Here is a 24,265-nt window from a genome sequence, read left to right as displayed (position 1 = left end):
CCTTTTCAATACAAGAAAGCTTTTGTATAATAGAAAAAACTGTTAAAGAAGAAGGGGTTGAATATGAACCATCAATCGTTCTTATACTATGACACTTTCGAAACTCCTTTGGGCCCAATGACTGTACTAGCGAATGACGAAGGCGTCTGCCGAATTGACTATGGTCATTATGAAGACCGGCTCGCTACCTATCAATCTTGGAAAAAGAAGCATTTTCTCAAAGGTGAACTGGTGTATGACCCCGATCACAAATATGTAGCACAAACGAAGCAAGAACTTTCCGACTACTTTGAAGGACATAGGAACGAATTTCATGTGCCATTAAACTGCTACGGCACAGATTTTCAACGTCAAGTATGGAGGACGCTTCTCCACCATGTTCCGTACGGGGAGACCAGATCCTACAAGGATATTGCCTCTTCCATGCATGCTCCGAAAGCGATCAGAGCTGTAGGAGGAGCGGTGAACCAAAACCCCTTTTCCATTATTGTCCCCTGCCACCGGATTATCGGAAGTAACGGCAAGTTGGTCGGTTATGCCGGCGGTTTAGATAAAAAGCAGAAACTATTGGAATTTGAAAAAGAGCACCAAACCATTAAACAAAACCACTAAAGCAGGCTCCATCAAATGGAGGCTGCTTTTTTGATGTTCATGTCCTTCTTTACTTTTCATATGATGTAAAAGGAGGGGAGTGGCATGAGTCATACATATCAACTGCAAGTCTATTGGGAAAGAATCATGGATCGATTGTTCGAACAGGAAGACCATCTCTGGTTAAGAAAAAAAGTAGACGGCATTGAGGAGCGCGGGCAGCGCCTTCAGCGCCTGACCTTTAACATACATCCTTACCACCGAGTCGCTTATGAAGATCAAACGCACATACAGTATCTTTTAACCTTATCCCTGCTTATCAAGTCAGGACGATATGCTTTCCTAGAAGAAGGTCACTATCATGGATATGCGAAGTTTATGGGGGAAGAGTTAATGGACCACAAAGTAAGGACAGAGATGTTTGAAGGAAACGAAATGACTAAGTCCTTGCCTATGGATTTTGCGACGGGGCAGGATCGAGAACTATCACGATTCACTTACAATCGCAGAGAAGCTGTTCGCTATGCTGACCGGTGGTGGGACAGCTACAATCCAGCGTATAGAAGTTTCGATGTGGATTGTACGAATTATGTGTCCCAGTGTATACGAGCAGGTGGAGCGACACCATGGGGAGCACCGAACCGTACAAGAGGCTGGTGGTATGGAAGTGGAAATTGGAGCTATAGTTGGACGGTCGCGCATGCACTCCGGTGGTATTTCGGAGGAGCGAGAAAAGGTCTCACAGCGACAGAGGTTTCTTCTGCCGATCAACTTTCACCAGGGGATGTCATTTGCTATGACTTTCAGGGAGATGGAAGGTTTGATCACAACACCTTCGTCGTCAAAAAAGACGCCAATGGCATGCCGCTTGTGAATGCTCATACATCCAACAGCCGGCACCGCTACTGGGCGTATGAAGACTCTACAGCCTACACGCCTGAAATTCAGTACAAATTTTATAAAATCGACGGTTGAAGAGTATGATATAATAGCCTAGTTGACTAAGATTAGACTGAGGTGAAACGCATGCCTAACCATATTGTACTCTTTCAACCGGAAATCCCGGCAAATACGGGCAATATCGCCCGTACATGTCTTGCTACAAATTCGGAACTCCACCTGATACGTCCCCTCGGTTTTTCGACAGACGATAAAATGGTCCGCCGTGCAGGGTTGGACTATTGGCATAAGGTCAATGTGAATTACTACGATTCCATTCAAGAACTTTATGATGCATTTCCTGAAGGGGAATTCTACTTTATTGAGAATTTCGGTACGAAATCTTACGTGGATTTTGACTTTAGTGATGTCGAGCAGGATTTGCTGTTCGTTTTCGGGCGTGAAAGTGACGGGATTCCTAAAAACCTGTTAGAAGGGTTGGAGGACCGTTGTTTAAGAATACCGATGACGGATCAAGTGAGATCACTAAATTTATCAAATACAGCCTCTATCATTCTTTTTGAGGCTCTGAGACAACAAGGGCATCCGAATTTAATCAAATGAAGCGAAAAGGCGGCCGGAAGTGGTCGTCTTTTGTCTATGGCTTCTGCTTTTGCATGTCTAATATTGATGGTACCAATAAACTACACGAAAAAACGCATCCAATATGGATGCGTTTTTGCTCTTATCTTTTTGGCGTACCTGGTTTTGTGTCATATCCGGCACTGAAGATAGCAGCAAGAAATGCGACACAAACAAGAATGATCATTGTAAGATTCATGAGTGGTCCTCCTTTATGTAACCAGACAAGCATGTTTAATTCATATTATACCCTAATTATGGGTGGATGTGAATTGTTTGTCCAGTTAAATTTATCCTTTGCTTGATGACACATGCCTATACGTCAGGGCGGGCGTTTACATAGAGTGAAGGGTAGGTGAATAACCAAGGTAGGATTGGAGGAGCATGAATGAACCATTACCAATATTATTATAATCCTTACCAAGTAGAAGATGATTTCCGCTTTGACGATGAACGTTTCTTCTTTTTAGGTCCTTTTGCTGGTGGATTGCTCGGTGGTTTTATAGGTGGAGCACTTGCGCCAGGTTTTTATGGAGGATTTGGTCCCCCACCTCCACCCCCACCATATTATGGTGGTTACGGAGGTTACGGAGGTTATGGTGGACCGGGCGGAGGACCAGGAGGACCTGGTGGCCCAGGTCCCTATGGATATAACCGACCTCCATATTAAGGAGAACAATGGTAAAATAAACACCCCTCATGAAAGAATTCATGAGGGGCAATTTTTTTTAGAAGTTTGTCGTATCTAGTTCTTTTCCTTGAGATTCGTATCCCTGCATGTACTTGATACGACGCTGAGCAGATGTGGCATTTACTTGCTCATCGGCGTGATAGGAAGAACGTACCATTGGACCTGCTTCACAGTGTTTGAATCCTTTCTCAAGAGCAATTTTCTTAAGCTCTTCAAATTCATCAGGGTGATAATAACGTTCAACGTTTAAGTGCTTTTTCGTCGGTTGTAAGTATTGACCAATTGTCATGATGTCTACGTTGTGTGCGAGAAGGTCGTCCATGGCTTCAACGATTTCTTCTTTTGTTTCTCCTAGTCCGACCATGATGCTTGATTTTGTAGGTGTATTCGGACGGATTTCTTTTACTCGTTTCAACAGTTCTAGAGATCGATCATACATAGCGCGAGCACGCACTTTTTTCGTCAGGCGGCGTACGGTTTCAATGTTGTGGTTGAATATATCCGGTTCACCATCCATAAGTGTGTGGAGGCTCTCGTAATCCCCTTTCATATCAGAAGGGAGAATTTCAACGGTACATCCTGGGACACGGCGGCGGATCGCTTTCACCGTTTCAGCGAAAACGGCTGCACCACCATCATTTAAATCATCACGTGCTACAGCGGTAACGACGACGTGTTTAAGTCCCATGATTTCTACAGAATCAGCGACACGTTCTGGTTCGCCCCAATCTAATTCGTTAGGGAGACCTGTTTTAACCGCACAGAAGCGGCATCCTCGTGTACAAGTATCTCCAAGAATCATGAATGTAGCCGTTTTGCGTTCACTCCAGCATTCGTGAATGTTTGGACAACGCGCTTCTTCACATACGGTGTTGAGTTTTTTATCACGCATCAGCTTTTTCAAGCCAGTGTAGGATTTGTTTGTATTAATTTTGATTTTCAGCCATTCTGGTTTTCTTATGTACTCTTGATTTTTGGCCAATTTGTTCACTCCTTATCCATTAGCGAGCATAGTTCCACTCGTCGGTTTCATAACGTTCTTTTGCAATTTTTTTAACTTCGCTCCATTGTGCTTCCGTTAGTTTAAAAGGCTCTAGTTTAATCCCCAGTCCTTCTTCAAATCCATTTTTAAAGGCTTTTTTCGTATCTTCGAAAGTTACGGGTTGATCGACGATTTGGTTAATAGCTACGGCTTTGTCACCGAAGGCTTTTCGAGCGCGTTCTTTAATCCGTTCATTTTTATAGATAAACATATCGAATAGTTTGACGTCATCGACATCAATGGGGATGGATCCATGTTGAAGGATAATCCCTTTCTTTCTTGTCTGTGCACTTCCAGCTGCTTTTTTACCTTCGACAATTAGTTCATACCACGATGGTTCTTCAAAGCATACAGCGGATCCTGCAACATCTAATTTTCCTTCAGGAACAGCGAATTCTGCTTGTATGCCAAGGTTTGTGAACCCTTCAAGCAAACCTTTGGATAGTACAAGATATGCTTCTTTTACAGAGTCCGGCATATCCGGATGATTTTCTGACACTATTACACTATATGTGAGTTCATTGTCATGTAGGACAGCTCGTCCTCCAGTCTGACGGCGAACAAGTTCATACCCATGCTTTTGGACGCCTTCCAAATCAATCTTTCCTTTGACTTTCTGAAAATATCCTACAGATAATCCAGCAGGCTCCCATCCATAAAAGCGGAGTACAGGAGGAATGTCTCCATTACGGTGCCAATTCATCAAGGCTTCATCCAATGCCATGTTCATAGCAGGGGTGCAATGACCTGAATCGACAAAGTACCATGTTTCCATTTGCAGTCCTTCTTTCTATTGTGTAGCACTTTATCCTATTAAAATATTCGTAACAATTTTAACAAGGGTCTATCATCGTGTCAAAATTTACTAAGAGGGTTCAATTCAACCTTTAGGACTACATGCTCATTGCGAAAAAATGGACATACAATATGGTTCTGTTGATTTATAATAAAGGAAGGAGGGATGATCGTGAGCCAAACGTTGCTTTCCAGCATTCTTTTCTTAATCAGTGCGGCAATTTGGGCATTATTAGCTATATTTTATGATGATTTCAGGTGGCTTAATTTATTTCTATTTGTTGCTTTTTTGGTCATGGGGTTATCCAAAAGGCGTAGGTATATGGAGGAAAAGGATTACGAAGAGGACTGACTTTTATGTTGGTCCTCTTTTTCTGTCATGAATGAACAAGGGCGGCATAGGGTGGATAAGAGGGCTTTTCCCTCACTTTTTAGTTGTCTCTTAAAGCAGGGTTTTGAGTTTGTTTCTTCTAAAGGGTTGTGGTAGCCGAAATCAGAGCAGGATTTTGCCCTATTTATTCTGTTTTTAAGCGGCCAGACACTCGAGACATAAGTCAACCGCCTACGTGGTGGAAGAACACACCACTGCGCCGATTGTCTTATGCTTGTCGTGTCTAAGCAGGCCGCTTCCACATTTCTCGTGTAGTGTCCAGCTCCGGCATCCAGACGCTAGAGACATAAGACAACCGCTTCCGTGGTGAAAGAACGCACCACTGCACCGTTTGTCTTATGCTTGTCGCGTCTACCAGGATGCCTCCGCATTTCGAATTCATTTACACATGTTTTACAGTAGCCAGGCATAGGATGTATTAAAATTCGTCTCTTACGACGGGGGAGGTCGCGAAGTGGACATTTTAAAGAAAATACAAGACCACCGGGAACAAGAAGAAGAACTGAAATGGGAAGGTACATTCTCAGAATATTTGGAATTACTGAAAGAGCGCCCGTATTTAGCTCAATCCGCCCATTCCCGCGTTTACAATATGATTAAAAGTGCGGGAGTAGCAGAAGAGCACGATCATAAGCGTTACAAGTTTTTCGATGAGGATATTTATGGCTTGGATGAATCAATGGAGAAACTTGTTGAAGAATATTTCCACCCCGCAGCAAGAAGATTGGACGTTAGAAAACGTATTCTTTTACTGATGGGACCTGTTAGTGGTGGTAAGTCAACGCTCGTTAACTTACTTAAACGAGGGATGGAGCACTACACGCATACTGATGAAGGGGCTGTTTTTGCCATTAAGGGTTGTCCGATGCATGAGGACCCTTTACACCTCGTTCCGAACCATCTGCGTAAGGATTTGCAGGAAGAGTATGGCATTCGTGTTGAGGGAAGTCTATCCCCATTAAACACGATGAGAGTTGAAACTGAGTATGGGGGAAGGATTGAAGACGTTTTAGTTGAACGTATCTTTTTCTCAGAGGATAAGCGTACAGGCATAGGTACGTTCAGTCCTTCCGATCCAAAGTCCCAGGATATAGCTGACTTGACCGGTTCAATTGACTTCTCTACGATTGCCCAGTATGGTTCTGAATCAGATCCTCGAGCTTACCGTTTCGATGGGGAATTGAACAAAGCGAACCGTGGAATCATGGAGTTTCAGGAAATGCTGAAGTGTGATGAAAAGTTTTTATGGCACTTGCTCAGCTTGACGCAGGAAGGAAACTTCAAGGCTGGACGTTTTGCACTGATTTCTGCAGATGAATTAATCATTGCCCATACGAACGAAGCGGAATATCGTTCTTTCATTGCCAACAAGAAAAATGAGGCCTTGCATTCACGAATGATTGTTATGCCTGTCCCTTATAATTTGAAGGTTAGTCAGGAAGAACGGATCTATGAAAAGATGATCAGAGAGAGTGACATCAGGGATGTGCACATCGCTCCGCATACACTGAGGGTTGCTGCGATGTTTACGATACTGACCCGACTGAAAGAATCGAAAAAAGCTTCTGTCGATGTGCTGAAGAAAATGCGTTTATATGACGGCGAAATTTTAGAAGGATTCAGCGATGTAGATGTGGAAGAGCTGAAGAGAGAGCATGCGGATGAAGGGATGAGCGGCATTGACCCTCGTTATGTGATTAACCGCATTTCCTCTACCATTATTAAGAAAGAGTTGACGTCGATCAACGCACTGGATGTTCTGCGTTCGTTGAAAGACGGTCTCGGAAGTCACGCTTCCATTTCCAGTGAAGATAAAGAGCGTTATCTTGACTTCATTTCACTCGCTAGGAAAGAATACGATGAAATCGCGAAGAAAGAAGTGCAGAAAGCTTTTGTCTACTCTTATGAAGAGTCAGCGGTCACATTGATGGATAACTATTTGGATAATGTAGAGGCATACTGCAACAAAGCGAAGCTTAGAGATCCGCTGACAGGGGAGGAATTGAACCCTGATGAGCGCCTCATGCGTTCCATTGAAGAACAGATCGGTGTATCGGAAAACGCGAAGAAGGCGTTCCGTGAAGAGATCTTGATCCGCATTTCTGCTTATGCTAGAAAAGGCAAGAAGTTCGATTATCAGTCTCATGAGCGGTTGCGTGAAGCGATTCAAAAGAAATTGTTCGCAGACCTGAAGGATGTAGTGAAAATTACGACGTCCACAAAAACGCCGGATGAACAGCAGCTTAAGAAGATCAATGAAGTTGTCGCGACTCTCGTCGATGAGCATGGTTACAATTCCAGCTCTGCCAATGAATTATTGAAGTACGTCGGTAGCTTACTGAATAGATAATAGCATCCCACAGCCGTCCTCTTATTATATTAAGAGGGCGGTTTCTTGTGGTATAATGGCAAAAAATGAAGTGTGGTGAGACGATGGCCAAAAATTATTATGCAATTATTGATGTCGGATCGAACACAATGCGTCTAGTCATTTATTTGAGAGAGAAAGGTGGACGTCTTCGGGAAGTGGAAAATGTGAAAGCTGTTGCCAGGTTGAGGAATCACCTCATGGACGACGGCCTCTTATCAACAGAAGGGATCCAGATCCTTCTGACCACATTAAAAAGCTTCAAGCAAGTCGCAGAGTCTTACCCTTTAGAGGAAATGGTTTGTGTAGCGACCGCCACCATCAGACAAGCACAAAATCAAGCTGAAATCATTCATCAAGTATCTGAACATACAGGGTTTGATATGCGCATTCTTTCAGATCATGAAGAAGCTTATTATGGTTATCTAGCTGTGGTAAATTCGACGCCTGTGACAGAGGGAATTACTGTAGACATCGGTGGAGGAAGTACTGAAGTTACATATTTCAAGGACAGGGAATTGATTGAGTCCCATAGTTTCCCATTCGGAGCGCTTACGCTTAAACAAGATTTCTTTAAAAAGGATCTTCCAACAGAGAAAGAGATGTCAGACCTTCGGGATTATCTAATTGAACAGTTTCAATCTCTCCCTTGGCTGAAGAAAAAAAAACGTTCCGTTGATTGGAATTGGGGGAGGGGCGCGTAACCTCGTTCAAATCGATCAAAACTTGAAAGAATATCCGCTCGCTGGCCTACACCAATATAAAATGAAAGATAGTGACCTGGCATTTATCAAGAACTATCTTTTCACCTTGAATATGAAGAAGTTACAGAAGGTTGAAGGGTTATCGAAGGACCGAGCGGACATCATCCTTCCTGCAACAGAAGTTTTTCATTCTTTGTACGATACTGTCCATGCTTCAGGGTTCATCTTAAGCAGAAAAGGATTGCGCGACGGCATCTTTTTCGAGCAGCTCACTAGTGATATGGGTACAGCCTTATTTCCGAATGTGTTAGAGGAGAGCATTCAGGAACTGATCAGTGATTATGAGTTGAATGTAAAACACATCCAGCACGTTCAGCACCTGGCTCATGACTTGTTCCATCAGCTTCACGATTATGGGATCGGCTCCTTGAGGAAAAAAGACTGGCAGGAAGTGAAAAGAGCAAGCTACGTCTTCAATCTCGGTGAATATATTGACAATGAATCAAGCTCGCAGCATACTTTTTATCTCCTCGCAAACCGAACCATTGATGGGCTAATGCATATGGAAAGGCTGCGGATGGCTTTAATGGCTTCCTTTAAAAACAAAACAGTATTCAAGCAATTCCTTGACCCATTCAAACAGTGGTTCTTGAAAGATGAACGAAAAAAGATCCGCCTTCTCGGGTCGATGTTGAAGTTTTGTTATAGTCTAGACAGCACTCGAAGGCAGACGGTCGAAAAGCTGGAACTATCCAATGATGGGGACGACCTTCGTGTCACTCTCTATTGTAACGGTGCTTACATGCCTGAAGAATATCAAGCAGAGAAACAGAAAAAACATTTGGAAAAGTCATTGAAGAAGAGTATCGAGCTCTCTTTTGTGGAAAATAAAAAGTAGTCCGTTCCGGGCTGCTTTTTTTGTCATTCTATTTTCGTGCATAAAAGTTCGACATTTTTAATCAAAATTTTACAAAAAGTTAACTTGGTGTTTATATGTGGAATACATTGATGTACTAATCTGGTTGTGAATACATGTGTAAAGGGTGTGCGTAATGTCAACAGAAATGAAGACGAAAGAATTGGACAATCCACTTTTTTATAATAATCGAGAGCTCAGCTGGCTTGGCTTCAATGAGCGGGTGTTAGATGAAGCTCTTGATATGGACAACCCTTTACTCGAACGGTTGAAGTTTTTAGCTATCGTATCTTCCAATCTTGATGAGTTTTTCATGGTGCGGGTCGCGGGGTTGAAGGACCAAGTCAAAGCTGGTTTCAATAAACCGGAAAACAAAGCGGGCTTGACTCCGAAGCAGCAACTTAACAAAATCGCTGAGATCAACCACAAAAATGTGGAAAAGCAATATTCAGCCTATCAGGCGATGAAACCGGAATTGGAAAAAGAGGGAATCTCCATTTTGTCCATTGATGACCTGACAAAAGAAGAGATCCAGCGTTTTGAAACCTATTTCGATGAAGAGATCTTTCCCGTATTAACCCCGATGGCGGTGGATGCTTATCGCCCTTTTCCAATGCTCTTGAATAAGTCCATCAATCTTGCTGTCGTCATTAGCGACGAACTTGATCGAGAAGGAGCAACGAAAACGGCGATTGTCCAAGTACCATCCGTACTGGATCGTTTCGTAACTGTAAATCATGACGATAAGTATCAATATGTCCTATTGGAAGAAATCATCGGTTATTTCATGAGTAAGTTGTTCAAAGGGTATGTAGTTGAATCGATCACAGAGTTCAGAATAACAAGAAATGCCGACATGACAATTCATGAAGAAGGTGCACGTGATCTACTGAAAGAGATTGAGAAAGAATTGAAAAAAAGGAAGTGGGGAGCCGCAGTTCGGCTGGAAGTCCGGGATGGAAAGTATGACGAAAAATTGGTCAACTTTTTACTGAAAGTCCCGGAAATCCATAGAGATGACTTGTACATCACGAATGGACCGCTGGACTTAACGTTCTTATTTAAATTCCATAAAACGTTTGAAGACATTAAAGATCACCTGTATTACGAAACTTTAATGCCTCAGCCTCCACGGGATTTGAGTAGTGATGAAAATATCTTCGAACAAGTGATGGACCGCGATGTTTTCCTGCACCATCCGTTTGAATCCTTTGAACCAGTGGTTGATTTTGTTGCAGAAGCAGCAGATGATCCCCATGTTTTGGCCATTAAACAGACATTATATCGGGTTAGTGGAGATTCACCGATTATTGAGGCCCTCAAGCGTGCGGCGGAGAAAGGGAAACAAGTAACCGTACTTGTAGAACTGAAAGCACGATTTGATGAAGAAAATAATGTACAGTGGGCGAAAGAATTGGAAAAAGCAGGCTGTCATGTGATTTATGGAATGACCTATTTAAAAACCCACAGCAAAATCACTTTGGTCGTCAGGAAGAAAAACGAGAAAATTGAACGTTTCGTTCACCTGGGAACGGGGAACTACAATGACCAGACAGCATCGCTTTATACAGACATGGGAATCATCACGGCGAAGCGGAAGTTCGGAATTGATGCCACAGACTTTTTCAATTACTTAAGCGGGTTTACCGAGAAACCGCAATTCCACCACCTGTCGATGGCCCCGTTTGATATACGAAATGATTTTATTCGTTATATTAATAATGAAATCCGTTTTCAAAAACAACATGGCAATGGGCGTATCATATTAAAAATGAATTCCCTGACGGATAAAAATTTAATTATGAAGCTTTACGAAGCCTCTCAAGCAGGTGTTCAGATTGATTTGATTGTGCGTGGGATCTGTTGCTTGCGTCCGGGGATCCAGGGTTTCAGCGATAACATTCGTGTCATTAGTATTGTCGGACGTTTTCTCGAGCACAGTCGAATTTATTATTTCCACCATAATGGAGATGATCGTGTCTTTTTATCTTCGGCTGATATGATGACAAGAAATATGGTCAAGCGGGTCGAGCTTTTGTTCCCAATTTATGAACCAGTGATTAAAAATCGTTTGCAGAAGATTTTATCTGTCATGCTGAGTGATAATGTTAAAGCGAGGGAGCAAAAGAATGACGGATCCTATGAGCATGTCAAACGCGCCGAAAACGTACAGCCGATCAACAGTCAAATGAAACTCTATGATATGGCCTACCGTGTCTTAGAGGATGAAGAATAACAACGACATATCACTTTAGTGGCAAAAAGTGAAAAAGACGTACCCATCGGTGCGTCTTTCTTGTTATAATGGAATGGATTTGGTCATTCCTTAAAAAATTAAGCGAAATTTGTTGAATACGGAAGCGTTTCAATTCTATAATAGTACATGGACTTGGAAACGTTTTCGAGAAAACAATAGCCAACAACTACTTGGGGGTATTCTACGTGTCTAAACAAGGCTCCACTCAAAACTTTTGGGAAAATTTCCATGGCCCCAACATGGGGTACATCGAAGAACAATTCGAACAATATGAAAACGATCCTAGTGCTGTCGATCCTTCCTTGAAGGAAATTTTTGATGAGCACGGGGCTCCTGAATGGATGGGAAGCGAAACGGTTACTGAAACCAATGGTTCCGCTTCACCTTCTGAGAAGGACATAGCTAAAATTACCTCAGCGTTGAAACTTGTTGAGGCTATTCGTCGTCATGGTCATCTACAAGCGAATATTTACGCGGTAGGTAGTGATGAACGACCTAAAACAAATTTGCTTGAATTAGAGACATATGGACTACAAGAAAAAGATTTAAAAGAAATGCCGGCTGATTGGGTGTGGCCTGATGCCCCAATGAAACTGGATAACGCACTTCAAGTAGTCAAAACGTTAAAAGAACGTTATGCAGGGACTATCTCTTTTGAAATCGGTCATGTAAATAACGAAGATGAAAGAAAATGGCTCCAAGATAAAGTGGACACAGGTTCCTATACGGTGTCACTCACAGATCAAGAGAAGAAACAACTGCTTTACCGTCTGGCTGAAGTAGAAGGTTTTGAAAACTTCCTTGCCAAAACATTCGTTGCGCAGAAGCGGTTTTCTATTGAAGGATTAGATATTATGGTGCCGATGCTTGATCATATCATCCAATCGGCTTCGGGTGACAGAATTAAACATATCATGATGGGCATGGCTCACCGTGGACGTTTAAATGTACTTGCGCATATTCTTGGCAAGCCTTATGATCGCATTTTTTCTGAATTCCACCTTTCTCCAGATAAGGAGCTCATGCCATCCGAAGGTTCAATGGGAATCAACTACGGTTGGACAGGAGATGTGAAATATCACTTTGGTGCGAGAAGGGAAATTGAGAACGGCGAACAGTCCGCTACTCGAGTGACTCTTAGCCATAACCCTTCACACTTGGAATACGTCAATCCAGTAGTCGAAGGCTTCACACGTGCGGCTCAAGATGACCGTTCAGAGCCAGGTTATGCAAAAATGGATGAAGACGAGGCTTTCGGCCTGTTAATTCATGGTGACGCTGCTTTCATCGGAGAAGGTGTTGTAGCAGAGACATTGAATATGAGTGACCTCCCTGGCTATCGTACGGGTGGAACGGTTCACATTATCGCTAACAACCTTGTCGGGTTCACGACAAACCGGAAAGATGGACGCTCCACGCGATATGCAAGTGACCTTGCCAAAGGATTCGAAATTCCTGTTCTTCATGTCAATGCTGATGATCCACTAGCTTGTTTATCAGCTATGGCTCTTGCTTATGAGTACCGCCAGAAATTCCATAAAGATTTCTTAATCGATCTCGTAGGTTATCGTCGTTTTGGTCACAATGAAATGGATGAACCACGCTCGACACAACCGAAACTCTATAAGGAAATCGATGAACACCCAACGGCTGCTGCTGTGTTTGAAAAACAGCTCCATGAAGCATCTGTCGTAGGTGATGGTGCTCTTGATGATATGAAAGCGGAAGTAGAGAAAAAACTCCGTGACATATACAACAATATGAACGAGCATGAAACGTCTTCTCCTGATGTGAAAGAACGCCCGAGCGGAGTGGAACGAAACCTTGATGAAATTGATACAGCCATCGATCTTGACCGTCTTAGAGGCTTAAACGAAGGATTGCTGAAACGTCCTGAAGGATTTAATGGCTTCAAAAAGCTTGAGAAAATTCTTCAAAGACGTAGTAAAATGCTTGATGATGGACAGAAGGTTGACTGGGCAACAGCTGAAGCCTTAGCATTTGCATCGATTCTTGAAGATGGTCGTCCAATTCGAATCACAGGTCAAGATACGGAACGCGGAACATTCGCCCACCGTCATCTCGTTCTACATGATGTGGAAACAGGGGAAACATACTGTCCAATGCATGGTTTAGAACAGGCGAATGCGTCCTTTGATATTCATAACAGTCCATTATCTGAAGCAGGAGTCATCGGGTTTGAGTATGGATACAGTGTCCAGGCTCCAGAATCTCTTGTCCTTTGGGAAGCGCAATTCGGTGATTTCGCTAATGCTGGACAAGTCATCTTTGACCAGTTCGTTTCTGCTGGACGTGCCAAATGGGGCGAAAAATCCAATATGGTCTTCCTTCTTCCTCACGGATACGAAGGTCAAGGGCCGGAGCACTCCAGTGCGCGCTTGGAGCGTTTCTTACAGCTAGCTGCTGAAAACAACTGGACGGTTGCTAATGTCACGTCTTCTGCTCAATATTTCCACTTACTAAGAAGACAAGCGGCCATTAGTAATCAGGAAGAAGCACGTCCTCTTGTGTTGATGACACCGAAGAGTCTCTTAAGAAATCAACGTGTGGCGGTTTCCGGGGAGCAGTTCAGCAATGGACGATTCGAACCGATTATGAAACAACCAATTTTATCTGAAAACAAGGATAAAGAAAAAGTGAAAACGCTCCTTCTGGGAAGTGGGAAGATCATGGTCGACATTGAAGATACAGTAGACGGTACCGATCAAACCTTCGAGACGATCGATGCCGTGAGAATCGAACAAATCTATCCTTTCCCTGAGCAACGATTAGCTGAAATGTTAGAGTCTTATCCGAATTTAGAAGAATTAGTATGGGTCCAAGAAGAACCGCAGAACATGGGTAGCTGGTACTTCGTCGAAGGGATTTTGCACAACCTGTTGAAAGAAGGGCAGATTCACCGCTTTGTCGGTCGTCCGCACCGTGCATCACCTTCCGTCGGTGAGCCGAACATCCATAAAACGGAGCAGAATCGAATCATTCATGAAGCGCTACAGATGTCTAAAGGAGGAGAAACAAATGAAGGAAATTAAGGTTCCTGAATTAGCTGAATCCATAACAGAAGGTACAATATCAGAATGGCTCGTCAAAAAAGGAGATCAAGTGGAAAAAGGCGATCCGATTTTAGAGCTTGAGACAGATAAAGTAAACGTTGAAGTGAATGCAGATGCTAGTGGAGTTATTGCTGAGTTGTTGAGAGAAGCAGGAGACGACGTAGAAGTCGGCGATGTCATTGCTAAAGTCGATGAAAACGGTGAAGGCGGAGGTTCAGATGAAGACACTTCTTCTGATGAAGAAGAATCTGAACAAGAAGAAAAAGCAGAAGAATCCAACAAAGAGAAAGAATCTGAGAAAGAAGAGCAGCAACAGTCTTCTGAAGAGAAAAAAGGGTCTTCCAGTAAGGATTCTAAAGACGTGATTGCTACTCCTGCCGCTCGCAAACGTGCGCGTGAATTAGGGATTGACTTGAGCGAGATTTCCGCTCGCGATCCCCTTGGCCGCATCCGTCCGGAAGATGTCGATGCAGCTGCTAAAGGAGAAGCTAAGCAAGAATCTAAAGGTTCTTCCAAGTCTTCTTCTGAGGACACACCTAAGAAGCAAGAGAAGAAAAAAGAAGAAACGAAGAAAACAGAGTTTGATAAACCAGTCGAACGGGTGAAAATGTCCCGCAGACGCCAAACGATTGCTAAGAGACTCGTTGAAGCCCAGCAGGAATCTGCGATGCTTACAACCTTCAACGAAGTAGATATGACCAATGTTATGAAGCTGAGAAGTGAACGTAAAGAATCCTTCCTTAAGAAACATGACATCAAATTAGGATTCATGTCCTTCTTCACAAAAGCTGCAGTTGGAGCATTGAAGGAATTCCCATTACTCAATGCAGAAATTCAAGGCAACGAAATCATTAAGAAACAGTTCTACGATATCGGGATGGCGGTATCAACAGACGAAGGTCTAGTCGTTCCTGTTGTCCGTGATGCGGATCGTTTGGACTTTGCCGGTATTGAAAAAGGAATTGCTGACCTTGCGACCAAAGCACGTAACAAAGAGCTGGGTCTTGAGGACTTGCAAGGTGGATCCTTTACAATCACGAACGGTGGAATATTCGGATCTATGCTTTCCACACCGATTTTGAATGCACCTCAAGTAGGAATCCTTGGTTTGCACAACATTGAAAAACGCGCGAAAGTCATGCCGGATGACACAATTGAAGCTCGTCCGATGATGTACATTGCTCTTTCCTACGATCACAGAATCGTAGATGGAAAAGATGCGGTACAGTTCTTGCGCAGAATCAAAGAAATGATTGAAGATCCATTCGATCTATTGCTTGAAGGTTAAAATAAATCCCCTTCCACAATTTCCGTGGAAGGGGATTTTCTTTGCTTCAAACCCACAAACGCTCCCTATTCTGGAAGCCCCAGTTTCGATATGCTTCCGGGCTTCGTTTGCCTTAATGGGAGTTAGGGGGTGGCTGGGAAGCTACTCGCTTTCCTGTGGGGGAGGGCCGAGCTTCCTCGGACTGCGTCCTGCGGGATCTCGTCTAACTCCTTCTCCCACGGGAGTCTCGCAGCTTCCCAGCCACCCCATTCGATATAGGTGAGAAACGAACCCCTGTACCAAGAAGGAGGGCTCCCACTATTCCCTCCTAAGCAGGCATAAAGAGCTCTGTATCAACCATTTACGCTCTAAATCCCAGCTGGCGAGATTTAATATCATCCACTTCCAACAATCATATAAGCTGATTTTTCCAGTAGTGGTTTCGAGAATCCTTCCTTGGTAAAGGGGCGGAGGGGAATGGTGAGACTCCTGCGGGAAAAAAGTGCAGGGTGAGACCCCATAGGACGCAGTCCGAGGAGGCTCACCGCGCTCCCGCGGAAAGCGAGCTATTCCCCGCAGCCCCTATCCACTCAACAACAGTCTCGAAACTGAGTCTTTAAGAAACCTGTCATATACTTGAATAACTTACTTACCAACGTGGACTATCAATCTGATTGTGAAAAGATAGATAATTTAGGCGAAAGAAACAAATAATCCATGTATATCTCAATATGTTTCATCCATTACCGTGGACCTGCATACGATAGAGTAATACTCGATTAGGAGGGAATTACATGGATGAAGAGATGAGTTTCGTAATCGCCGAAGACGACTGGTCCCTCCATCGGAAAGGCTACGACGATCAGCGGCGACATCAAGAAAAAGTGAAGGATGCCATGAGCAAGCAGTTACCTGATCTCATTACTGAAGAAAATATTGTGATGTCGAATGGAAAGCGTGTCGTTAAGATTCCAATACGTTCACTTGATGAATATAAGATCCGTTATAATCACGAGAAGAATAAACATGCAGGACAAGGTGAAGGGGATAGTGAAGTCGGGGATGTCGTTGCTCAAGCGCCGCAACAATCGAAAGGTAAGCCTGGCGATGGAGAGGGAGCCGGTGATCAAGCTGGCGAAGATTATTATGAGGCAGAGATTTCATTAGCAGAATTAGAGGAAGCCTTGTTTAAGGAATTGACCTTACCGAATTTGGATGAAAAGGAAAAAGACAATATCATTCATACAGATATCGAGTTCAGTGATATCAGGAAAACAGGGTTGACTGGGAACATCGACAAGAAGAGGACAATGCTTGAAGCGTACAAACGGAACGCTTTAGGTGGGGAAGCTTCATTTGCACCGATATACCCAGAAGATATTCGCTTTAAAACGTGGAATGAGAAAACCAAACCGGAATCAAAAGCTGTCGTTATTGCAATGATGGATACAAGTGGTTCCATGGGACAATGGGAAAAATATATGGCCAGAAGTTTCTTTTTCTGGATGACTAGGTTCCTGAACCGAAATTATGAAACCGTGGAGATTGAATTTGTTGCGCACCACACACAAGCAAAAGTCGTCAGTGAAGATGATTTCTTTTCCAAAGGAGAGAGTGGAGGGACGATCTGCTCCTCGGCTTATCGTAAGGCATTAGAATTAATTGAGACGAAGTATTCGCCGGAGCGTTACAATATTTATCCGTTCCACTTCTCCGACGGGGACAATTTAACATCCGATAATAAACGCTGCCTGGGATTGATTGAACAACTTATTGAAGTTTCACAAATGTTTGGGTATGGAGAAGTCAACCAATACAATCGTTCCTCAAGTTTGATGCAGGCCTATAAATCAATTGACCACCCTAAGTTCCGTTATTACATTTTGAGAAGAAAAGCAGATGTGTTTCATGCTATGAAACAATTCTTCAGTGAACAAGTAGAAGAGATGCTAAGCTGATGTTGCAAAGAAGCCAAGTAACATCTTGTTGCTTGGCCTTTTTTTGTGTTTTCAAAATTTGGACGAGTGTTATATTACTTGCACCTAAGATTTCCTTGTTATAATGTTCCTATATAGAAAATAAAAGGAGTATCATTTATGATTCAGGAAATTTTAGAGTCCAATCAATTCATCATGCTGATGGCTCTATTGCTTATTGTCAGTATCGTCGTTACAAAGTTCTCTTCCAGGCTCGGGGTTCCTTCTCTTGTTTTGTTTATTGCTGTAGGGATGCTCGTAGGGAATGATGGGCTTGGATTCATTTACTTTGATAACCCGGAAATTGCTCAGTTGATTGGTGTCATCGCCTTGATTGTTATTTTGTTTGAAGGTGGTATGCTGACGAAGTGGAAAGACATACGGCCTGTAGTGGCTCCTTCCATTTCTTTAGCTACAGTAGGTGTCGTACTTACGACATCCATTGTAGCCTTAGCTGCAAAGTTCATCTTACATATCGGTTGGTTTGAAGCTTTTCTTGTAGGGTCCATTGTAGGATCTACGGATGCTGCTGCCGTTTTTGCTGTCTTAAAAGGTAAAAATGTCCGCCCTAAACTTGAAGCGACACTAGAAGCAGAGTCTGGTACAAACGATCCTATGGCTGTGTTTCTGACTATTTCTTTTATCCAATTGCTCACGATCGATCAAGTCAATATATTAGGGATGATCGGTTCATTCTTTTGGCAGATGGGGGCAGGACTCGCTGTCGGAGCGGGGATCGGTTACTTGGCGAGCTTATCGCTTAACCGAATCAATCTTGATTCCAGTGGACTTTATCCTTTGTTCGCCTTAGGTTTCGCCTTTTTATCATACAGTTCGAGTTCACTTCTCCAAGCGAGTGGTCTTTTAGCTGTATATGTAACAGCGGTTGTCATTGGAAATGCAGAACTTGCGTACCGTTATTCGATCTTGCGTTTCCATGAAGGATTTGGCTGGATGGCGCAAATCCTTATGTTCATAATCCTGGGATTGTTCGTTTCTCCCACAGAGGTTTTCACATGGCCCGTTATGATGGATGGGTTGTTCATAGCGCTTGTGCTTATTTTTATTGCGAGGCCTGTAGCCACGTTCTTAAGCCTGGCCGGTTTTTCCTTTACGATGAAGGAAAAGTACTTTCTTTCCTGGGCTGGGCTGCGTGGTGCTGTACCTATCGTACTTGCCATATTCCCAATGCTTGCAGGAATTCAAAATAACCAGCTCATCTTTAACGTTGTTTTCTTTACTGTCCTCACCTCAGCTCTTGTCCAAGGTTCGTCCATCACACGGATCGCCGAACGTTTCAAACTTGTTTCCGATAAGCTTGGAAATCCGATTCATTCTCTTGAGTTGATTTCCATCGGCAAAGCGAACGTTGAAATGATTGAGTTTGATGTAACGGAAAGAAACATCGTAGTTGGTCAGACTTTAGAGAATATGGAATTGCCTGACCGAGCATTAATCAATGCAATTATCCGTGATGGGGATGTAATCACCCCTTATGGTCAAACAGAAATCAAAGCTGGAGATACGTTGTATATCCTTGTAGCTAGAAAAAATAAAAAAGAAGTGAAGAAGCTTCTTGAAGCGATCAAAGAAGATGAAGGAGAACACGAAAAAAGCCGAGCTTAAGGCAGCTCGGCTTTTTTCGTAGCAGCTATGATATTTTGGGCGTTTCACTATGATATGAAGAATACAGTTATTATTATAGGTAAGACAGCCGGGTTTGTAAACCTTTTCTAGAAAAAACATGTAATTTTTACTAGAGAAACAAGGGAAATCGAATATGGAATTGTACGTTCGACAATCTTCCTATACAATAAGAATCACCAAGGAGGGATGTACGGTGAACAAACGTATAGGTTTTATCGGTTGTGGCCAAATGGGGCAGGCGATGATTCAAGGCATGATAGATGCAGGCCTTGTGAAGGCGCGGGATATCGCTGCGACGGCTTTATCCGATGAAACGATTGACTTTGTGACTGATGAATACGGAATTAATATTTCCAATGAAAATAAGCGAGTGGCAAGAGAGAGTGATCTGCTTTTCTTAGCTGTTAAACCCTACGTGTATCAGGGAGTCGTCCATGAAATTAAGGATGAAGTACCTGAGGATACAGTGGTTGTCACTATCGCTGCGGGAATCACACTTGAAGCTATGAATGAAGCCTTTGGTCGCAATGTGAAAGTGATTCGTTCCATGCCGAACACCCCTTCGCTTGTCGGAGCAGGTATGAGCGTTTTGTGCCCGAACGATTTCGTGACAAAAGAAGAATTAGCGGAAGTGATGGAAGTGTTTGAAAGCTTTGGAGAAGCTGAAATCGTAGAAGAAAAGTTGATGGATGCGGTTCCGGCCGTTAGTGGCTCTTCACCGGCTTTTGTTTACATGCTCATTGAGGCTATGGCAGATGCAGCTGTTCAACAAGGTTTCCCAAGAGACAAAGCCTATAAAATGGTTTCTCAGACTGTCCAAGGGGCGGCTCAAATGGTCAAAGAGACCGGACGACACCCTGGGGAGCTGAAGGATGCCGTATGCACTCCGGGCGGTACAACCATTGCTGGTGTAACAAAGCTTGAAGAAGCGGGTTACAGAAATGCGATCATTCAAGGGATGACTGCTTGCACAGGAAAGTCCAAAGCATTATCAGAAGGAAGAAAATAAAGGGATAGCCGGGCTGTTACGTCCGGCTTCTTTTAAAATAGTGAAACATTTCGATCAATCAATCGTATTCATACACAGGGGGTGGAAGAATGGAACAGCAACCGACACAAAGAATATCACAGCGAGCACGTACAGTGTGGCGCATTTATGGTTGGATTCAAGTAGGAATCATTCTTTTGTTGACCATCGGTCTGACCGTCACCGTTTTCTTATGGGATTGGCCGTGGTGGATTGTCCTAATTGGGCTCGGCATCGCTTTGCTGGAGGTCCTTTCATTTGTCTGGCTCGTGCCAAGTTTACGATGGAAAAGGTGGAGGTATGACGTCACTGAAACAGAAATCGATCTGCAGTACGGATTATTTATCGTGACGCGCACGCTTGTGCCTATGGTAAGAGTTCAACATGTGGATACAGAACAAGGACCATTACTCAGGAAATTCCGTTTATCCACCATCAGTATTTCTACGGCTGCGACGGTACATAAAATTCCGGCATTGGATGAGCAGGAAGCCGAGCGTCTACGTCAGTCCATCTCTTCCTTAGCAAGGGTGGCGGAAGATGATGTTTGAACCAAAAAGACTTCACCCAATCTCAGCTATCATCAACTTTGTAAAGACATTAAAAGATGCCGCTTTGCCATTGATTATTGTACTCGTGTTAAATGGAAACATATTCAGTGGAGAAGTGGATTGGATTCCATTGCTAATATGGATTGGTGTGCTGCTCCTTGTTTTGGGGGCAGGGATCATTCGCTGGCTGCGCTTTACATACCGTATGGAAGAGGGAGAGCTGAGAATTGAATATGGTCTTATTTTCCGTAAAAAGAGGTACATCCCTATTGACCGAATTCAAAGCCTTGATTTCTCAGAGGGCATTTTTCATCGTCCTTTAAATCTCGTAAAGGTTTCGGTGGAGACGGCAGGCTCAACGGGGAATGAAAAGGCAGAGGCCGAACTGACAGCCATCCGGAAAGAAGAAGCAGATTCCTTGGAAGAAGCCATTTTCCAGGAGAAGAAACGCAGAAACATTAGACCGGATGACGACACTTGGGATACCGAAGAAGCCCAAACAGAAATAGAAGAACCGAAACGTGAAAAGGTCTATGCTATGTCAATGAAGGAGATCGTGATGATGGCCATCACTTCTGGAGGAGCAGGGGTAGTAATTTCCGGGGTAGCTGTCTTCTTCTCTCAATTTATGGACCTTTTACCCGTAGGTACGATCTACAATGAAATCCTTGATTGGATTCAAATTAGTGTACTGGTTATCGCCTTTACGGCTCTTGTGATATTATTAGTGGCTTATGGGATCTCGATTGTGATGACGATTCTAAGGTATGCCAACTTTTCTGTTTTTATTGACGAAGATGATCTGATTATTACGCGTGGATGGCTTGAGAAAAAGCAGATGACCATACCTTTGAATCGTATACAAGGCGTTCGAATGGAAGAAAACTTAATTCGACAGCCTTTGGGGTACGCTTCGATCACGTTAATCAGTGCAGGGGGATCGGTCTTAAAAAATGATGAGCATCAGTTACGCCTTCTGCCAATGATTAAAAAAGCAGAAGTTGGGAAAATCCTGACAAAGGTGCTTCCTGATTATGATGTTGTGGATGATTTCCATCGACCACCCAGGCGATCGTTGTTCCGTTACATTCTGCGCCATTCATGGTTCGGCTTTTTAGCGGCGATTCCCATCAGCATCTTCTTTTTTCCTTATGGTCTGCTTTCCGTTGTGGCGGGGTGCTTCTTGGCCGTGCTTGGGTGGCTTGCCTATCATGACGCAGGGTGGAATATTCTTGAGGACCAACTGACCTTAAGATCGAGAGGAATCATCAAACAAACCTACTTCATGAAAAAATACCGTATCCAAGCGTTTTACAAAAAACAGACGTATTTTCAAAAAAGGAAACACCTCTCAAGCATGGAGGTCATGTTGACTTCGGGAGGAGGCAGGTCACTCGCTTCCTGCTACTACCTTGAGAAATCGGATACGGAAGAAATGATGGAATGGTATAGAGTTAAGCGAGTAAGTGAAAAACCGCCAGAGGAATGATTCCTCTGACGGTTTTTTTTATGTAATAGTAATAAAAGCGAACATTTTTATTGTTTCTATTGATTTTTGTTCGTAAAAATAATATTATAATACACGTTGTAATTCTTATTGAAAGTTTGGTGTTTCCAAATGTTAAACAAATGGTTCCGATTAAATGAAAATCATACAGACGTCAAAACAGAGCTGCTTGCAGGAGTAACGACTTTTTTGACGATGGTCTATATCGTTGTCGTTAACCCGGCAATTCTCTCAAGTGCAGGGGTGCCATTTGAACAAGTGTTCATGGCGACGATCATCGCGGCCGTCGTTGGTACGTTAATCATGGCCTTTGCTGCCAATTATCCCATTGCCATTGCTCCTGGTATGGGTTTGAATGCTTATTTCGTTACAGAAGTTGTTCAACAGGATGTCAGTTATTCTGTTATTCTTGGAGCTGTTTTTGTTTCTGGTATATTATTTGTACTCCTTAGTCTGACAAGCTTACGGAAAACGTTGATTACAGCGATTCCTCCTTCCTTGAAATATGGAATCACATCAGGAATCGGTTTATTTATAGCCTTCCTCGGGTTAAGAATGTCAGGCATCATCGTTCCTAGTGAAGAGACGCTGGTTACGCTTGGTGACTTGACGGCAAAAGGTCCATTGTTGACTGTATTCGGACTTTTCTTCACGTTGGTCCTCATCGCAAGAAACGTGACGGGTGGATTGTTCATCGGTATGTTTGTAACAGGCATCATCGGCTTTTTTACAGGACAGCTTCAGCTTGAAGGCTTCGTCGAAGCACCTCCAGCTCCTGTTTTCTGGGATATGGATATTGGAGCGGTATTCAGCAATGGCCTATATACGGTTATTTTCGCTTTCCTTCTTGTCACGATTTTTGACACCACAGGAACGATGATCGGTGTGGCAGAACAAGCTGGTTTCATCCGCAAAGATGGAAGCCTTCCGAGGGCGCGTGCTGCTTTAATGGCGGATGCGTCAGCTACAACCGTTGGAGCTATGTTCGGAACGAGTCCTTCATCCGCATACATTGAATCTTCTTCAGGGGTAGCAGCAGGAGGTCGAACAGGCTTAACGACAATGGTCGTTGCAGTATTGTTTATTTTATCCATGTTTTTTGCCCCTATCGTTGGAGCAGTATCCGGCTTACCAGCTATTACCGCTCCTGTCCTAATTATTGTAGGTTGCTTTATGATGGGTGGTCTTGCAAAAGTGAACTGGGGGACTTTTGATGATGCTTTCCCAGCCTTCATCATTATCCTTTCCATGCCACTCACATCCAGTATTGCAACAGGGATCTCTTTTGGCTTTATTACGTATCCATTGTTAAAGCTTGTCACCGGAAAAGGGAAAGAAGTGCATTGGATGTTATATATGTTCGCGATTATTTTCATCTTACAAATGGTCTTTTTCCCAGGCCACTAACCCCATCAAGCCCTATGGCAATCCAGCCATAGGGCTTCTTTTTATTATTAAAGTAAATGGCAGGATTGTGGAAGACTCAGATTCGAGATGTGTCCGGGGTTCGTTGCCTTGTTGGGCGTTAGGGGTGGTCGGGAAGCTACTCGCTTTCCTGCGGGGATGACGGCAAGCCTCCTCGTGCTACGCACTGCGGGGTCTCGCCAGCCAATCCATTCCCGCGGGAGTCTCGCAGCTTCCCGACCACCCCATTCGGTGTTGGAGAGAAACGAACCTCTTCACTGTGGGGGTTTCCACTAACATGATGTTATAAGCATACAGCGCTGTATAACAAGCTTTACGCATACAGAATAGCTTTCTGGGGAGTTGATTTCCCTCCAATTATTATCTGGAGGATTTCGAGATACTTATATGGCAAAGGGGCGGAGGGGAATGGCGAGACTCCTGCGGGAAAAAAAGTGCATGGGGAGACCCCACAGGACGAAGTCCGAGGAGGCTCACCGCGCTCCCGCGGAAAGCGAGCTATTCCCCGCAGCACC

The 24,265-nt window shown here is 43.5% G+C and carries 17 protein-coding genes and 1 pseudogene; 16 read left to right on the top strand and 2 right to left on the bottom strand.

The annotated features are described in order from the left end of the window. The first annotated feature begins 63 nt into the window (after positions 1–63). The 4 genes from LC065_RS19925 (at position 64) to LC065_RS19910 (ending at position 2,782) form a co-directional block, all read left to right on the top strand. Positions 64–612, top strand: a complete 549-nt coding sequence (locus LC065_RS19925) for a methylated-DNA--[protein]-cysteine S-methyltransferase (protein WP_226594703.1) — start codon at positions 64–66, stop codon at positions 610–612. 84 nt (positions 613–696) lie between these two features. After that, positions 697–1,566, top strand: a complete 870-nt coding sequence (locus LC065_RS19920) for an amidase domain-containing protein (protein WP_226594701.1) — start codon at positions 697–699, stop codon at positions 1,564–1,566. Between the two features lie 51 nt (positions 1,567–1,617). Then, entirely contained in the window at positions 1,618–2,094 is a 477-nt protein-coding gene (gene trmL / locus LC065_RS19915) for a tRNA (uridine(34)/cytosine(34)/5-carboxymethylaminomethyluridine(34)-2'-O)-methyltransferase TrmL (protein WP_226594699.1), read from the top strand. A gap of 406 nt (positions 2,095–2,500) precedes the next feature. Next, positions 2,501–2,782 carry a hypothetical protein gene (locus LC065_RS19910; RefSeq protein ID WP_226594697.1) on the top strand — a complete coding sequence of 94 codons (282 nt, stop codon included), beginning with the start codon at positions 2,501–2,503 and terminating at the stop codon, positions 2,780–2,782. A gap of 58 nt (positions 2,783–2,840) precedes the next feature. Here the strand turns inward: LC065_RS19910 and lipA are convergent, their stop codons facing one another. Together lipA and LC065_RS19900 are read right to left on the bottom strand one after the other, a co-directional pair. Next, the gene (gene lipA / locus LC065_RS19905) at positions 2,841–3,785 is read right to left on the bottom strand and encodes a lipoyl synthase (RefSeq protein ID WP_226594696.1); all 945 of its coding nucleotides are present in this window, start codon (positions 3,783–3,785) and stop codon (positions 2,841–2,843) included. 19 nt (positions 3,786–3,804) lie between these two features. Next, on the bottom strand, positions 3,805–4,620 hold the full coding sequence (locus tag LC065_RS19900; RefSeq protein WP_306163664.1) for a lipoate--protein ligase family protein: 816 nt from the start codon (positions 4,618–4,620) through the stop codon (positions 3,805–3,807). Between the two features lie 192 nt (positions 4,621–4,812). Here LC065_RS19900 and LC065_RS19895 point away from each other — a divergent pair, with 192 nt between their 5' ends. The 12 genes and pseudogenes from LC065_RS19895 to LC065_RS19840 all read left to right on the top strand — a co-directional run bounded on the left by LC065_RS19895 (position 4,813) and on the right by LC065_RS19840 (position 23,732). After that, positions 4,813–4,992: a hypothetical protein gene (locus LC065_RS19895; RefSeq protein ID WP_226594694.1), complete on the top strand. Its 180-nt coding sequence runs from the start codon at positions 4,813–4,815 to the stop codon at positions 4,990–4,992. A 493-nt stretch (positions 4,993–5,485) separates the two neighbouring features. Beyond that, positions 5,486–7,381: a PrkA family serine protein kinase gene (locus tag LC065_RS19890; RefSeq protein ID WP_306163663.1), complete on the top strand. Its 1,896-nt coding sequence runs from the start codon at positions 5,486–5,488 to the stop codon at positions 7,379–7,381. Between the two features lie 83 nt (positions 7,382–7,464). After that, positions 7,465–9,001, top strand: a pseudogene (ppx, locus tag LC065_RS19885) (exopolyphosphatase). Positions 9,002–9,155: 154 nt separating this feature from the next. Then, a complete protein-coding gene (locus tag LC065_RS19880; protein WP_306163662.1) occupies positions 9,156–11,255 on the top strand; it encodes an RNA degradosome polyphosphate kinase in 2,100 nt (699 codons plus the stop codon). Positions 11,256–11,461: 206 nt separating this feature from the next. After that, the gene (locus tag LC065_RS19875) at positions 11,462–14,329 is read left to right on the top strand and encodes a 2-oxoglutarate dehydrogenase E1 component (RefSeq protein WP_306163661.1); all 2,868 of its coding nucleotides are present in this window, start codon (positions 11,462–11,464) and stop codon (positions 14,327–14,329) included. Then, entirely contained in the window at positions 14,316–15,638 is a 1,323-nt protein-coding gene (gene odhB, locus LC065_RS19870) for a 2-oxoglutarate dehydrogenase complex dihydrolipoyllysine-residue succinyltransferase (protein ID WP_226594686.1), read from the top strand. Before LC065_RS19875 ends, odhB begins: the two co-directional genes overlap by 14 nt. A 773-nt stretch (positions 15,639–16,411) precedes the next feature. Beyond that, on the top strand, positions 16,412–17,575 hold the full coding sequence (gene yhbH, locus LC065_RS19865) for a sporulation protein YhbH (RefSeq protein ID WP_226594684.1): 1,164 nt from the start codon (positions 16,412–16,414) through the stop codon (positions 17,573–17,575). A 138-nt stretch (positions 17,576–17,713) separates the two neighbouring features. Next, the gene (locus LC065_RS19860) at positions 17,714–19,219 is read left to right on the top strand and encodes a potassium/proton antiporter (RefSeq protein ID WP_226594683.1); all 1,506 of its coding nucleotides are present in this window, start codon (positions 17,714–17,716) and stop codon (positions 19,217–19,219) included. 214 nt (positions 19,220–19,433) lie between these two features. Then, positions 19,434–20,249, top strand: coding sequence for a pyrroline-5-carboxylate reductase (gene proC / locus LC065_RS19855; RefSeq protein ID WP_306163660.1), 816 nt, complete (start codon positions 19,434–19,436; stop codon positions 20,247–20,249). 89 nt (positions 20,250–20,338) lie between these two features. Beyond that, positions 20,339–20,818: a PH domain-containing protein gene (locus LC065_RS19850; protein WP_226594679.1), complete on the top strand. Its 480-nt coding sequence runs from the start codon at positions 20,339–20,341 to the stop codon at positions 20,816–20,818. After that, a complete protein-coding gene (locus tag LC065_RS19845; protein WP_226594678.1) occupies positions 20,808–22,307 on the top strand; it encodes a PH domain-containing protein in 1,500 nt (499 codons plus the stop codon). The genes LC065_RS19850 and LC065_RS19845 overlap by 11 nt, the downstream gene beginning before the upstream one ends. A gap of 129 nt (positions 22,308–22,436) precedes the next feature. Further along, complete coding sequence (locus tag LC065_RS19840) at positions 22,437–23,732, top strand: NCS2 family permease (RefSeq protein WP_226594676.1); 1,296 nt, start codon at positions 22,437–22,439, stop codon at positions 23,730–23,732. Positions 23,733–24,265 lie beyond the last annotated feature (533 nt).

It is taken from the genome of Halobacillus litoralis (assembly GCF_020524085.2).
In the GTDB taxonomy this organism is placed as follows: domain Bacteria; phylum Bacillota; class Bacilli; order Bacillales; family Halobacillaceae; genus Halobacillus; species Halobacillus litoralis_E.
This window is presented reverse-complemented; position numbering and strand designations above follow the sequence as displayed.

What these genes read in the sequence shown, in the direction of transcription:
- yhbH (WP_226594684.1), top strand. Translation starts at nt 16,412, where the DNA reads ATGGATGAAGAGATGAGTTTCGTAATCGCCGAAGACGACTGGTCCCTC.
- LC065_RS19910 (WP_226594697.1), top strand. Translation starts at nt 2,501, where the DNA reads ATGAACCATTACCAATATTATTATAATCCTTACCAAGTAGAAGATGAT.
- LC065_RS19850 (WP_226594679.1), top strand. Translation starts at nt 20,339, where the DNA reads ATGGAACAGCAACCGACACAAAGAATATCACAGCGAGCACGTACAGTG.
- LC065_RS19925 (WP_226594703.1), top strand. Translation starts at nt 64, where the DNA reads ATGAACCATCAATCGTTCTTATACTATGACACTTTCGAAACTCCTTTG.
- LC065_RS19920 (WP_226594701.1), top strand. Translation starts at nt 697, where the DNA reads ATGAGTCATACATATCAACTGCAAGTCTATTGGGAAAGAATCATGGAT.
- LC065_RS19840 (WP_226594676.1), top strand. Translation starts at nt 22,437, where the DNA reads ATGTTAAACAAATGGTTCCGATTAAATGAAAATCATACAGACGTCAAA.
- odhB (WP_226594686.1), top strand. Translation starts at nt 14,316, where the DNA reads ATGAAGGAAATTAAGGTTCCTGAATTAGCTGAATCCATAACAGAAGGT.
- LC065_RS19860 (WP_226594683.1), top strand. Translation starts at nt 17,714, where the DNA reads ATGATTCAGGAAATTTTAGAGTCCAATCAATTCATCATGCTGATGGCT.
- trmL (WP_226594699.1), top strand. Translation starts at nt 1,618, where the DNA reads ATGCCTAACCATATTGTACTCTTTCAACCGGAAATCCCGGCAAATACG.
- LC065_RS19900 (WP_306163664.1), bottom strand. Translation starts at nt 4,620, where the DNA reads ATGGAAACATGGTACTTTGTCGATTCAGGTCATTGCACCCCTGCTATG.
- LC065_RS19845 (WP_226594678.1), top strand. Translation starts at nt 20,808, where the DNA reads ATGATGTTTGAACCAAAAAGACTTCACCCAATCTCAGCTATCATCAAC.
- LC065_RS19880 (WP_306163662.1), top strand. Translation starts at nt 9,156, where the DNA reads ATGTCAACAGAAATGAAGACGAAAGAATTGGACAATCCACTTTTTTAT.